Annotated in this window: 13 protein-coding genes; 10 read left to right on the top strand and 3 right to left on the bottom strand. The window is 61.9% G+C overall.

Annotation, left to right across the window (positions count from 1 at the left end; genetic code table 11):
* Positions 1–212 (top strand): hypothetical protein (locus HU715_RS27030; protein ID WP_217884368.1); only part of this gene is annotated, 212 nt, incomplete at its 5' end.
* Here HU715_RS27030 and HU715_RS27025 read toward each other — a convergent pair.
* Both HU715_RS27025 and aptA read right to left on the bottom strand, forming a co-directional pair.
* The gene (locus HU715_RS27025) at positions 186–1,679 is read right to left on the bottom strand and encodes a CoA-acylating methylmalonate-semialdehyde dehydrogenase (protein WP_186707974.1); all 1,494 of its coding nucleotides are present in this window, start codon (positions 1,677–1,679) and stop codon (positions 186–188) included. The two genes, HU715_RS27030 and HU715_RS27025, sit on opposite strands and share 27 nt — an antisense overlap.
* Positions 1,680–1,739: 60 nt before the next feature.
* Positions 1,740–3,089 carry an omega-aminotransferase AptA gene (aptA, locus tag HU715_RS27020; protein WP_060739305.1) on the bottom strand — a complete coding sequence of 450 codons (1,350 nt, stop codon included), beginning with the start codon at positions 3,087–3,089 and terminating at the stop codon, positions 1,740–1,742.
* Positions 3,090–3,212: 123 nt separating this feature from the next.
* On the opposite strand from aptA, the gene HU715_RS27015 reads away from it, so the two are divergent.
* From HU715_RS27015 to HU715_RS26990, 6 genes are all read left to right on the top strand, one after another.
* Complete coding sequence (locus HU715_RS27015) at positions 3,213–4,133, top strand: LysR family transcriptional regulator (protein WP_186707972.1); 921 nt, start codon at positions 3,213–3,215, stop codon at positions 4,131–4,133.
* A 205-nt stretch (positions 4,134–4,338) separates the two neighbouring features.
* Positions 4,339–4,989, top strand: coding sequence for a TetR/AcrR family transcriptional regulator (locus tag HU715_RS27010; RefSeq protein WP_186707970.1), 651 nt, complete (start codon positions 4,339–4,341; stop codon positions 4,987–4,989).
* Positions 4,990–4,996: 7 nt separating this feature from the next.
* Positions 4,997–5,578: an IMPACT family protein gene (locus tag HU715_RS27005; RefSeq protein WP_186707968.1), complete on the top strand. Its 582-nt coding sequence runs from the start codon at positions 4,997–4,999 to the stop codon at positions 5,576–5,578.
* 535 nt (positions 5,579–6,113) lie between these two features.
* Complete coding sequence (locus tag HU715_RS27000; protein WP_186707966.1) at positions 6,114–7,667, top strand: ABC transporter ATP-binding protein; 1,554 nt, start codon at positions 6,114–6,116, stop codon at positions 7,665–7,667.
* An 11-nt stretch (positions 7,668–7,678) separates the two neighbouring features.
* Positions 7,679–8,785 carry an ABC transporter permease gene (locus HU715_RS26995; protein ID WP_186707964.1) on the top strand — a complete coding sequence of 369 codons (1,107 nt, stop codon included), beginning with the start codon at positions 7,679–7,681 and terminating at the stop codon, positions 8,783–8,785.
* On the top strand, positions 8,785–9,711 hold the full coding sequence (locus tag HU715_RS26990) for an ABC transporter permease (RefSeq protein WP_186707962.1): 927 nt from the start codon (positions 8,785–8,787) through the stop codon (positions 9,709–9,711). Before HU715_RS26995 ends, HU715_RS26990 begins: the two co-directional genes overlap by 1 nt.
* Positions 9,712–9,764: 53 nt before the next feature.
* On the opposite strand, the gene HU715_RS26985 is transcribed toward HU715_RS26990, so the two are convergent.
* Positions 9,765–10,199, bottom strand: a complete 435-nt coding sequence (locus HU715_RS26985) for a hypothetical protein (RefSeq protein WP_186707960.1) — start codon at positions 10,197–10,199, stop codon at positions 9,765–9,767.
* 81 nt (positions 10,200–10,280) lie between these two features.
* On the opposite strand from HU715_RS26985, the gene HU715_RS26980 reads away from it, so the two are divergent.
* The 3 genes from HU715_RS26980 to HU715_RS26970 all read left to right on the top strand — a co-directional run bounded on the left by HU715_RS26980 (position 10,281) and on the right by HU715_RS26970 (position 12,966).
* The gene (locus HU715_RS26980) at positions 10,281–10,631 is read left to right on the top strand and encodes a MerR family transcriptional regulator (RefSeq protein WP_186707958.1); all 351 of its coding nucleotides are present in this window, start codon (positions 10,281–10,283) and stop codon (positions 10,629–10,631) included.
* Between the two features lie 25 nt (positions 10,632–10,656).
* Positions 10,657–11,343, top strand: a complete 687-nt coding sequence (locus HU715_RS26975; protein WP_186707956.1) for an SDR family oxidoreductase — start codon at positions 10,657–10,659, stop codon at positions 11,341–11,343.
* Positions 11,344–11,607: 264 nt separating this feature from the next.
* Positions 11,608–12,966, top strand: a complete 1,359-nt coding sequence (locus tag HU715_RS26970; RefSeq protein WP_186707954.1) for an 8-oxoguanine deaminase — start codon at positions 11,608–11,610, stop codon at positions 12,964–12,966.
* Positions 12,967–12,990 lie beyond the last annotated feature (24 nt).

Here is a 12,990-nt window from a genome sequence, read left to right as displayed (position 1 = left end):
TTCGAAACCTACTTAACTCATTGAATCTCAAGGAGTTTTCCGTTTCGACTGCGCCGGAAGTGGGGCGAATTATAGACTTCCAGAATCTGCCGTCAACACCTATTTTAACAATTCTGTCATATCAGCCAAAAAGCCCCGTAAACACAGAGGCCGGCGCCCAAGGGCGCCAGCCTCTTCACTTCCAATTACAAGCTGGGGAAAGCGAATTGTGAAGCCTCATGGCTGGCACGCTGCGGCCAACGCTGGGTAATGGCCTTGCGACGGGTATAGAAACGCACGCCGTCCGGGCCATAGGCATGCAGGTCGCCGAATAGCGAGCGCTTCCAGCCACCAAAGCTGTGATAGGCCACTGGCACCGGCAATGGAACGTTGACGCCCACCATGCCGACTTCGATCTCATCGCAGAACAACCGCGCCGCTTCGCCATCGCGGGTGAAGATGCAGGTGCCGTTGCCATACTCGTGATCATTGATCAGTTGCATTGCCTCTTCCAGGCTATTGACCCGGACGATGCACAGCACCGGCCCAAAGATCTCTTCCTTATAGATACGCATCTCGGGGGTCACGCGATCGAACAGGCAACCACCAAGGAAGAACCCCTCCTCATGCCCGGCCACACTCAAGCCGCGACCATCAACCACCAGTGAAGCGCCTGACACCACGCCCTCTTCTATATAGCCACTGACCTTGTCCCGATGCTGACCGGTTACCAGCGGCCCCATGTCCAACCCGCAAGACGTACCGGCGCCAATCTTAAGCGCCTTGATTTGCGGCACCAGTTTGGACACCAACGCATCTGCCACTTGGTCGCCGACACACACCGCCACCGAAATTGCCATGCAACGCTCACCGCATGAACCGTATGCCGCGCCCATCAGCGCGCTGACGGCATTGTCCAGGTCGGCATCCGGCATCAGCACCGCATGGTTCTTCGCCCCACCCAGCGCCTGGACACGTTTGCCACGTCGAGTGCCCTCGGCATAGATGTACTCGGCAATCGGCGTCGAACCGACAAAACTCAGCGCCTTGACTTCCGGCGCTTCGATCAGTGCATCCACCGCAGCCTTGTCGCCATGGACGACGCTCAGTACACCCTTGGGCAAACCGGCTTCCAACAACAACTGGGCGATCAGCAGCGTCGAACTCGGATCACGCTCGGACGGCTTGAGAATGAAGCAGTTGCCGCAGACGATCGCCAGCGGATACATCCACAGCGGCACCATCGCCGGGAAGTTGAACGGAGTGATGCCCGCCACCACGCCTAAAGGTTGAAAGTCTGACCAAGCGTCGATGTTCGGTCCTACGTTACGGCTGTATTCGCCCTTCAGGATTTCCGGCGCTGCACAGGCAAACTCGACGTTTTCGATGCCGCGCTTGAGCTCACCCGCCGCGTCTTCCAAGGTCTTGCCGTGTTCCTCGCTGATCAACTGGGCGATACGCGCCTCGTTCTGCTCCAGCAATTGCTTGAAACGAAACATCACCTGGGCGCGCTTGGCCGCTGGCGTATTGCGCCAGGCCGGAAAAGCCGCCTTGGCGGCATTGATGGCCTGCTGGATAGTCGCACGATCAGCCAATGGCACCTTATGAATGGCCTGGCCAGTGGACGGATTGAAAACATCGGCGGTGCGAGCGCTGTCGCTCAGCAGTTCGCCATTGATCAAATGCGGGATGAGGCTCATGGGGACTCCAGAATTATCCACAGGCGCCCGTGGCCGGGCGCCCGTTGTAAAAAGAATGCGTCAGTCGAGTTTGTTCAGCACTTCACCGACTGCATCGAACAGGCGATCCAGGTCCTGTGGCTTGCTGTTGAACGTTGGCCCGAACTGCAGAGTGTCGCCGCCGAACCGCACATAGAACCCGGCTTTCCACAACGCCATGCCGGCTTCGAACGGACGCACGATGGCATCGCCATCGCGCCCGGCGATCTGGATCGCGCCGGCCAGGCCGTAGTTGCGGATGTCGATGACGTTCTTCGCGCCCTTCAGGCCGTGCAAGGCATTCTCGAAATGCGGGGCGATTTCGGCCACGCTCTGCACCAGGTTTTCCTTCTGCAGCAGGTCCAGCGCCGCCAGGCCCGCCGCGCAGGCCACCGGGTGTGCCGAGTAGGTGTAGCCGTGGGGGAATTCCACTGCGTACTCGGGCGTTGGCTGGTTCATGAAGGTCTGGTAGATCTCGGAGCTGGCAATCACCGCGCCCATGGGGATCGCGCCATTGGTGACTTGCTTGGCGATGCACATCAGGTCCGGGGTCACGCCAAAGCTGTCGGCACCAAACATCGAACCGGTGCGGCCGAAACCGGTGATCACTTCGTCGAACACCAGCAGAATGCTGTGCTGGTCGCAGATTTCCCGCAGGCGCTTGAGGTAACCCTCAGGCGGCACCAATACGCCGGCTGATCCTGCCATCGGCTCGACAAACACCGCAGCGATATTGGACGCATCGTGCAGTTCGATCAGCTTCAACAGCTCATCCGCCAAGGCGATGCCACCCTCTTTCGGCATGCCACGGGAATAGGCATTGCTGGCCAGCAAGGTGTGGGGCAAGTGATCGACGTCCATCATGGCCTGGCCGAACAGCTTGCGGTTGCCGCTGACACCGCCGAGGCTGGTGCCGGCGATGTTCACACCATGATAGCCACGGGCACGGCCAATCATCTTGGTCTTGGTCGCCTGGCCCTTGAGACGCCAGTAGGCGCGGACCATCTTCACTGCGGTATCGGCGCACTCGGAACCGGAATCGGTAAAGAACACATGATTGAGGTTGCCCGGGGTCAGGCTGGTGATCTTTTCCGCCAGTTGGAATGACAGCGGATGACCGTACTGGAACCCCGGCGAATAATCGAGAGTACCCAGTTGCTTGGCGACCGCTTCCTGGATTTCCTTGCGGGTGTGCCCGGCGCCACATGTCCACAGGCCCGACAGCGAGTCGTAGACCTTGCGCCCCTTGTCATCCACCAACCAGCTGCCTTCGGCAGCTACGATCAGGCGCGGATCGCGCTGGAAATTGCGATTGGCGGTGTAAGGCATCCAGTGGGCATCCAGCTTGAGCTGGCTAGCCAGGGAACCGGCAGCGTGTTCGGGCATGTTCATCGACAAAACCTCGCAGGTCATAAGCGACAGGGGATCGAAAGGCGTTCTTGCAGCTAAGTTGCCACGACGATAAAGTCAATGAAATCCAACTTTTGTAACCTTCAGTCGGCGGATCACTAAACTATGAGCACTCGTCGTCCCGATCCTCTGGCCCAGGTCAGCGACTTTGATATTCGCCTGCTGCGCATTTTTCGCAGCGTCGTGGAGTGCGGTGGATTCTCCGCCGCGGAAACCGTACTGGGCATCGGCCGCTCGGCCATCAGCCAGCAGATGAGCGACCTTGAGCAGCGCCTCGGCCTGCGTCTGTGCCAACGTGGGCGCGCGGGGTTTTCCCTGACCGAAGAAGGGCGCGAGGTCTATCAATCGGCGTTGCAGTTACTGAGCGCACTGGAAAGCTTTCGCACCGAGGTAAACGGTCTGCACCAGCATCTTCGCGGTGAGTTGACCATCGGCCTCACCGACAACCTGGTCACCCTGCCCCACATGCGCATCACCCATGCCCTGGCGCAATTGAAAGAGCGCGGGCCCGACGTGCAGATCCAGATTCGCATGATCGCCCCCAACGAAGTCGAGCAAGGCGTGCTCGACGGTCGCTTGCATGTCGGCGTGGTTCCCCAGGCCAGTGCCCTGTCCGGGCTGGAATATCAACCGCTCTACAGTGAACGTTCGCTGCTGTACTGCGCGGTCGGGCATCCACTGTTTTATGTCGATGACCAACAACTTGAAGACGCACGCCTCAACAGCCAGGACGCCATCGCCCCGACGTTCCGCCTGCCGGCCGAGATCCAGGCCCATTACCAGGCGCTTAATTGCACCGCGAGTGCATCGGACCGCGAAGGCATGGCGTTCCTGATTCTTACCGGGCGCTACATCGGCTACCTGCCCGATCACTACGCCAACCTCTGGGTCCAGCAAGGTCGGTTGCGGGCCCTCAAGCCTGCGGCACGGTTCTATGACCTGAGTCTGGCGTCGGTCACGCGCAAGGGGCGCCGGCCTCACTTGGTGCTGGAGAGTTTTCTCGAGAGCCTCGCAGCCACCCGCTAACCCCTGTGGGAGCGGGCTTGCTCGCGAAGGCGGTGTATCAGGCGACACCTATATTGAATGACCCTCCGCTTTCGCGAGCAAGCCCGCTCCCACAAGGGGCAGAGGATCGCCATCGAGAGGCTTTTAGTGTGATGGCACTTGTCGGATCGATGCCGGTGCGCTATCAACGCATTTGCTTGCCCACAGACCCAGCCCGGAAACGCCCATGACCTTTGAAGTCCCTGCCCACGGTGGCAAGCCCACCAGCCGCATTCGTCAAAAGAACGAAGAGACGATTCTCAAGGCCGCCGAAGATGAATTCGCTCGCCACGGGTTCAAAGGCACCAGCATGAATGCCATCGCCCTCAAGGCCGGGCTGCCCAAGGCGAACCTGCATTATTACTTCACCAATAAACTCGGCCTGTACGTGGCGGTGCTGAGCAACATCATCGAATTGTGGGACAGCACCTTCAACACCCTCACCGCCGAGGATGATCCGGCCGAAGCCTTGACCCGCTACATCCGAGCCAAAATGGAGTTCTCTCGCCGCCAGCCCCAGGCCTCGCGACTGTTCGCCATGGAAGTGATCAGCGGGGGCGAATGCCTGACCGAATATTTCAACCAGGATTACCGTGCCTGGTTCAATGGCCGGGCCGCCGTGTTCCAAGCCTGGATCGACGCCGGCAAGATGGACCCGATCGACCCGGTGCATCTCATCTTCCTGTTGTGGGGCAGCACCCAGCATTACGCCGACTTCGCCACCCAGATCTGTCGCGTGACCGGTCGCAGCAAGTTGACCAAACAAGACATGATCGACGCAGGCGACAACCTGATCCGCATCATTCTCAAGGGCTGCGGCCTGACACCCACTCTTTAAGATCGCCATGCCCTTTACCCTTGCCGGTTTTTGCGAGCACCGCGAAGAAATTCGCAAAAGCCGCTTCATCACCTTCGCCGCGCCCATCACCAGCCCCGCCGATGCCCAGGCTTTCATCGAGCAGCACAGCGACTTGGATGCCACCCACAACTGCTGGGCCTGGAAACTCGGCGACCAGTACCGCAGCAACGACGATGGCGAGCCGGGTGGCACCGCCGGGCGGCCAATCCTGGCCGCGATCGAAGCCCAGGCCTGCGATCAGGTCGTGGTGCTGGTGATTCGCTGGTATGGCGGGATTCAACTGGGCACCGGTGGGCTCGCCCGGGCTTACGGCGGCGGCGCGAACAAGTGCCTGCAAAACGCTGAGAAAATCGAATTGATCAGCCGCGTGCCGCTGCACTGTAGTTGCGGGTTCGCCGAACTGCCCCTGGTGAAACTGCGCGTCGCCGAGTGCGGTGGGCTGGTGAATGAAGAGCGCTTCACCGCCAATGGCGTGGACCTGCAATTGGCCGTGGGCGAAGCCCACATCGAAACCTTGCAAACGCAACTGGCCGACCTGAGCCGTGGACGGATCCTGTTGGAGCGTTGAGTTCGCAGGCTGCAATCTTTCAGGGCATCGCGCAATCGTTCAACTTGCCCACATCCACTGTGCACCCGACTGTGGATAACCTGAGCACATCCCTCTGTAACCCTTCTGTCATGCGGGTTTCAGCGGGTTGCTCATTTTTCAGCCAAAGTCCTGCAGAAACGACAAATCCATCCACAAAACAACCGCTTGCGGCGGTTTATCACCTTTAGAAGAAAGCCTCGCAGTGCTTATGCCCGAGTTTCCGGCTTGCACACAATAACTGTGGAGCAAGCTGTGGATAACCCGTTCATGGCTCCTTCCGCCCCATGAAGGACATGGCTCACAGCCGCTTGTTCAATTTTTGACCACCCATTTCAGGGCAAACCGCTGCCTGGGCCAGACCCGTGCGCGCCAAGGCGGTGCAGAATTTCCCCACTACAGATGCTCAGGCCTGACGCGGAAGGCCTCAGCAACGGCACTCAAGGCAATTTCCTGACCTGATGGCCAGGAAATTGCTTTATCCACGGGCATTCCTGTCCATCGGCCCGAGCCTGTCATGTCCAACCCCGACTCCATCGCGCGCCTGCAATTGCGCAAGATCAGCAAACGCTACCCCGGTTGCCTGGCCAACGACGCCATCGACCTGAGCATCCAGCCCGGCGAAATCCACGCCCTGCTGGGGGAAAACGGTGCGGGAAAAAGCACCCTGATGAAGATTATCTACGGCGTCACCGCTGCCGATTCGGGTGAGGTGATCTGGCATGGCCAGCGCGTCAACCTGCGTAACCCGGCCCAAGCTCGCAGCCTGGGCATCGGCATGGTGTTCCAGCATTTCTCGCTGTTCGAAACCCTCACCGTTGCGCAGAACATTGCCCTGGCGATGGGCGCGGCAGCCGGTACGCCAGCGCAACTGGAGCCCCGGATCCGCGAAGTTTCCCGGCGCTACGGCATGGCCCTGGAACCGCAGCGGCTGGTCCACAGCCTGTCGATTGGCGAACGCCAGCGGGTAGAGATCATTCGCTGCCTGATGCAAGACATTCAGCTGTTGATTCTCGATGAACCGACCTCGGTACTCACGCCCGCAGAAGCCGAAGAACTGTTCGTGACCTTGCGCCGCCTGGCGAGCGAGGGCTGCAGCATTTTGTTTATCAGCCACAAGCTCGGGGAGGTGCGCGCGTTGTGCCACAGCGCCACGGTGCTGCGCGGCGGACGCGTCTCAGGGCATTGCACCCCGGCGCATTGCTCGGACCGAGAGCTGGCGCAACTGATGGTTGGCGAGGCCGCAGGATTGATCATGGATTACCCCAAGGTCAGCGCAGACAAAGCCTTCCTGCACATCAACAAACTGTCTTGGCACAACCCGGACCCGTTCGGCTGCTCGCTACGGGACATTGACCTTGAGGTTTGCAGCGGCGAAATCGTCGGCATCGCCGGGGTGGCGGGCAATGGCCAGGATGAATGGCTGGCGTTGCTCAGTGGGGAAACGCCGCTTCCCCGCCAGCAAGGCGAAACGATTCGATTCGGCGGCCAGCCCGTAGCGCACCTGCGCCCCGACGCTCGTCGCCAGCTTGGCCTGGCATTCGTCCCCGCCGAACGCCTGGGCCATGGCGCCGTGCCGCAATTGAGCCTGGCGGATAACGCCTTGCTCAGCGCCTTCCAACAGGGCCTGGTCAGCCATGGGCTGGTTCTACGCAGCAAGGTCGAACACCTGGCCGAGGAGATCATCCGTCGTTTTGGCGTGAAGACGCCCGACACCAAAACCCCAGCGCGCAGCCTTTCGGGGGGCAACTTGCAAAAATTCATCCTGGGCCGGGAAATCCTGCAACAGCCAAAGCTGCTGGTGGCCGCGCACCCGACCTGGGGCGTGGACGTCGGCGCGGCAGCGACCATCCATCGCGCCCTGATCACCCTGCGCGACGCGGGCGCGGCGATCCTGGTGATCTCCGAAGACCTCGATGAACTGTTTCAGATCAGCGACCGTCTCGGGGCCTTGTGCGGCGGGCGTCTGTCGGCCTTGCGTCCCACCGTCGAGACCCGCCTCAGCGACGTCGGCGCCTGGATGGCCGGCCAGTTCGACGCCCCTCAATCCCCTGCCCCCGCGCCGGTTTAACGGAGTTCCACATGCTGCTTTCTCTCGAACCCCGCGGCCAGCAATCGCGCCTGATGCTCTGGTGCTCGCCGCTCTTGGCCGCCGTGTTGACCCTGGGCTGCGGCTCGCTGCTGTTTATCGCCCTTGGGCATGACCCGTTGCAAACGTTGTACACCCTGTTGATCGCCCCGATCAGCGACCTGTACGGCGTGTCCGAATGGCTGATCAAGACCTTGCCGATCCTGCTCTGCGCCCTCGGCCTGGCAGTGGCCTATCAGGCGCGGATCTGGAACATCGGCGCCGAAGGCCAATTGCTGCTGGGCGCCCTGGCCGGCAGTGCCGTGGCGGTGAACATCATCGACGTGCAGAGTCGCTGGGCATTGGTGTTGATCCTGCTGACCGGCACCCTGGCCGGGGCGGCTTGGGCCGCGCTCACGGCGTGGCTGCGCACGCGCTTCAACGCCAACGAGATCCTGACCAGCATCATGCTCAATTACATCGCCCTGAACCTGCTGCTCTTTTGCGTCCACGGGCCGTTGAAAGACCCGGCGGGGTTCAACTTCCCCGAGTCGGCGATGTTCGGCGAGGCCAGTCGCCTGCCGTTGCTGCTGGACGATGGCCGGGTTCATGCCGGGCTGTATTTCGCCCTGCTGGCGCTGGTAGCGGTGTGGGTCTTGCTGCAGAAAAGCTTTGTTGGCTTTCAGATCAAGGTGCTGGGCCTCGATGCCCGCGCCGCTGGTTTTGCCGGTTTTCGCCAGAAGCCACTGGTGTGGCTGGCGCTGCTGATCAGCGGTGCGCTGGCCGGTCTGGCCGGCGTCTGCGAAGTCGCCGGGCCGATCGGCCAACTGGTGCCGCAGGTGTCGCCGGGCTATGGCTATGCGGCGATTACCGTGGCATTCCTCGGGCGCCTCAATCCGATCGGCATTCTGTTTGCCAGCCTGTTGATGGCCTTGCTGTATATCGGCGGTGAGAGTGCGCAGATGTCGCTGAACCTGCCCCAGGCAATCACCCAGTTGTTCCAGGGGATGATGCTGTTTTTCCTGTTGGCCTGCGACGTGCTGATTCTCTACCGGCCCCGCCTGAACCTGCGCTGGATCCGGCGCGCCCGAACCACCGCGGTACAGGCAGGAGCCTTGTGATGGATATCGACCTGTTGAGCAATATTTTCTATGCCATGGTTCGCTGCGGCACACCGCTGCTGCTGGTGGCCCTGGGTGAGTTGGTTTGCGAAAAAAGCGGCGTCCTGAACCTGGGCCAGGAAGGGATGATGCTGTTCGGCGCGGTGATTGGTTTTATCGTCGCGTTCAACAGCGGCCACCTCTGGCTCGGCGTGCTGTTGGCAATGGCCGCGGGAATGCTGTTGTCGGCATTGTTCGCGCTGGTGGCGCTGGTGTTCAACGCCAATCAGGTCGCCACCGGACTGGCGCTGACGATTTTCGGGGTGGGCCTGTCGAGCTTTGTCGGGGCGGCCTGGGTCGGCAAGCCGTTGGCCGGCTTTGAGCCGCTGGCCATACCCTACTTGAGTGACATCCCGCTGATCGGACGAATGCTGTTCGCCCAGGACCTGCTGGTGTACCTCTCTTTTGCGCTGTTTGCGCTGGTGGCGTGGGTGATCGTAAAGAGCCGCGCCGGGCTGATCATCCAGGCCGTCGGCGAGAACCCCGATGCCGCCAGTGCCATGGGCCTGCCGGTGTTGTGGGTGCGGACCTTGGCGGTGCTGTTTGGCGGCGCCATGGCCGGGTTGGCCGGCGCCTATCTGTCGCTGGCCTACACGCCGATGTGGGCCGAGAACATGAGCGCCGGGCGCGGCTGGATCGCCCTGGCGCTGGTGGTGTTCGCCAGTTGGCGGGTGTGGCGCCTGCTGCTGGGCGCCTACCTGTTCGGCCTCGCCAGCATCCTGCACCTGGTGGCCCAGGGATTGGGGTTGGCGATTCCGTCGAGCCTGTTGGCAATGCTGCCGTATGCCGCGACCATTTTGGTGCTGGTGTTGCTGTCCCGGGATGCCGTGCGCACGCGGCTGTATGCGCCGGTGTCCCTGGGGCAGCCTTGGCAGGCGGGGCATTGAGAACCCTGTGGCGAGGGAGCTTGCTCCCGCTCGACTGCGCAGCAGTCGCCTGCCTATGAGGGGTGCTGCGCCCCCCAGCGGGAGCAAGCTCCCTCGCCACGGACGGGCAGCATCTGCACGACGCCCCACACCACTTCGAAAAACAGGAAAACCCACAACACCGCACTGGCTCCATGAAGCAGCGCATACAGCATCCAGGCCGAGAATAGAAACCGCCCCGTCGCGTCATAACGCCCATACAGCGCCTGCGGATCACGAATCCGCAGCACCGCCCACACGCAGACAATCGAGCCCATCAGATTCACCATCAGCACATGCGCCGGCGCAAACGGTGGCAGGTCCCCAGGCAGGTCAAAGAGCTGAGTCATGCTCACCAACACGCCATGCACCGCCGCAAAGCTCCACGGCGTGGCCAGCGCGGCCGACACGATCAGGTCGTACCAGGCGCTGCCAAGCACCACCCGGCGATATTGCATCGAACTCCACATACACGTTGCTCCAGATAATCGAGGAGCAAAGAGGCTAAAGCCTGGGGTATGCTCCAAGGTCAAGTCCTCTGGAGCTTCGCAATGCGTATCGGTGAATTAGCCCAAGCCTGCGCCGTCAGTCGAGACACGCTGCGTTTCTACGAGCAACGTGGCCTGATCGCAGCATCGCGCAGCGCCAATGGCTATCGCGACTACCCCGCCGACATCGTCCAACTGGTGCTCTATATCAAGACCGCCCAGCGCCTGGGCTTTACCCTGGGCGAGATCGGCGCGAGCGTCGCCGCCCTGTGGAACGCCCCCGACCCCGACTGCGCCGTGACGCAATTGCTGCAAGACAAGCTGAACCTGATCGAAACCCGCATGACCGAACTCGACGCGTTGCGTCAAGAGCTGAAACAACGGCTCGGGCAACGTTGTCCATTAAACCCGTGACCTTTTTCTTTCAAGGATGCCCCTCATGACTTCGGCAAGAAACGCATTGATCATCGGCGCCTCCCGGGGCCTGGGCCTCGGCCTGGTGAAGACGCTGCTCAGCGATGGCTGGAACGTGACCGCCACCGTGCGCAACCCGCAGAACGCCGAGGCTTTGAAAGCGCTGGGCCCGGTGCGGATCGAAAAACTCGACATGGACGACCAGCAAGCCGTCATCGCCCTGAGCCAGCAGCTCAAGGGCGAGACCTTCGACCTGTTGTTCGTCAACGCCGGGGTCAAGGGCCCGGATAACCAGAGCCCGGGCGGCGCGACGCTGGCCGAAGTCGGCCAGCTGTTCTTCACCAACGCGGTGGCGCCGATCAACCTGGCCCAGCGCTTCGTCGGCCAGATCCGCGACGGCAGCGGCGTGCTGGCATTCATGAGTTCAGTGCTGGGCAGCGTGACCATGCCCGACGCGCCGGAACTGGCGCTGTACAAGGCCAGCAAGGCAGCGCTCAACTCCATGACCAACAGCTTCGTCAGCCAACTGGGCGAGCAGTCATTGACGGTACTGTCGCTGCACCCGGGTTGGGTAAAGACCGACATGGGCGGCGAAGGCGCGGACCTCGATGTCGAGACCAGCACCCGTGGGCTGATCGACCAAGTGAATGCCTTCGCCGGCAAGGGTGGGCATCACTTCGTCAATTACAAAGGCGAAACAATCCCCTGGTAACCACCCGATACCTGTGGCACACCGATCCCCTGTGGGAGCGGGCTTGCTCGCGAAAGCGGATTGTCATTCAACATATATATCGCCTGATACACCGCCTTCGCGAGCAAGCCCGCTCCCACATTTGATCTCGGCGAGCTCTGGAAAACTGCAGCACAACCTGAGTAAACTCCGCACCTCGCCCTATCCAATGGGCGACCCTGGATCAGCAGACAGGGCATCACTGAGCTGGCTAACCTGAACCCACTTTCAGAGGAGCCGGCCACCATGCCTGCGACCCGTACCTGGTTAAAAAATCCCCTCGCCATTTTCACGGCCAACGACCTCGATGCCCGTGGCGGTCTCGTCCTGCAGGACGGTGTGATCGTCGAACTGCTGAGCGCCGGCCAACAACCCGCCCAGCCCTGCGACCACGTCTTCGACGCGCGCGAGCATGTGATCCTGCCGGGGTTGATCAACACCCATCATCACTTCTACCAAACCCTGACCCGCGCCTGGGCACCAGTGGTGAACCAGCCGTTGTTTCCTTGGCTAAAGACCCTCTACCCGGTGTGGGCGCGGCTGACTCCGGAAAAACTCGCCCTGGCGAGCAAAGTGGCCTTGGCCGAGTTGCTGCTGTCGGGCTGCACCACGGCGGCCGACCATCATTACCTGTTTCCCCAGGGCCTGGAAAATGCCATCGACGTGCAAGTGCAAAGTGTCCGTAAGCTGGGCATGCGGGCGATGTTGACCCGTGGCTCCATGAGCCTGGGCGAGGCCGACGGTGGCTTGCCACCGCAACAGACCGTGCAGCAGGGCGAGGTGATTCTTGACGACAGTCAGCGCCTGATCGCCGAATACCACGAGCGCGGCGACGGCGCACAGATCCAGATTGCCCTGGCGCCCTGCTCGCCGTTTTCGGTCACGCCGCAGATCATGAGCGCCAGCGCCGAGCTGGCGGAAACCCTCGACGTTCGCTTGCACACCCACTTGGCCGAAACCCTCGACGAAGAAGCGTTCTGCCTGCAACGCTTCGGCCTGCGCACCGTGGATTACCTGGACAGCGTCGGCTGGCTCGGCCCTCGGACCTGGTTGGCCCATGGCATTCACTTCAACCCTGACGAAATCGCCCGACTCGGTGCCGCCGGCACCGGCATCTGCCATTGCCCCAGTTCGAACATGCGCCTGGCCTCGGGCATTTGCCCGACCCTGGAGCTGACCGCCGCCGGCGCACCCGTGGGCCTGGGTGTCGACGGCTCGGCATCCAACGATGCCTCGAACATGATCCTCGAAACCCGCCAGGCGCTGTACATCCAGCGCCTGCGCTACGGCGCGCAAGCGATCACGCCGGAGCGCGTACTGGGCTGGGCGACCCGGGGCTCGGCGCAACTGCTCGGGCGCAGCGATATCGGCGAATTGGCCGTGGGCAAACAGGCCGACCTGGCGCTGTTCAAGCTCGATGAGCTGCGCTTCTCCGGCAGCCATGACCCGGTCTCGGCCCTGCTGCTGTGCGGCGCGGACCGGGCGGATCGGGTGATGATCGGTGGGCAATGGCGGGTGATCGACGGGCAAGTCGAGGGGTTGGACTTGAAGGGCTTGATTGCCGATCACAGCCAGGCGGCGCGGGAATTGATCGCCGGCGCCTGACCCAACGCCATCGCGGGCAAGGCT

It is taken from the genome of Pseudomonas zanjanensis, assembly GCF_014268745.2.
GTDB classification, from domain to species: Bacteria; Pseudomonadota; Gammaproteobacteria; order Pseudomonadales; family Pseudomonadaceae; genus Aquipseudomonas; species Aquipseudomonas zanjanensis.
The sequence above is the reverse complement of the archived record's forward strand: the minus strand, read 5'-3'. Positions and strand labels throughout refer to the sequence as shown.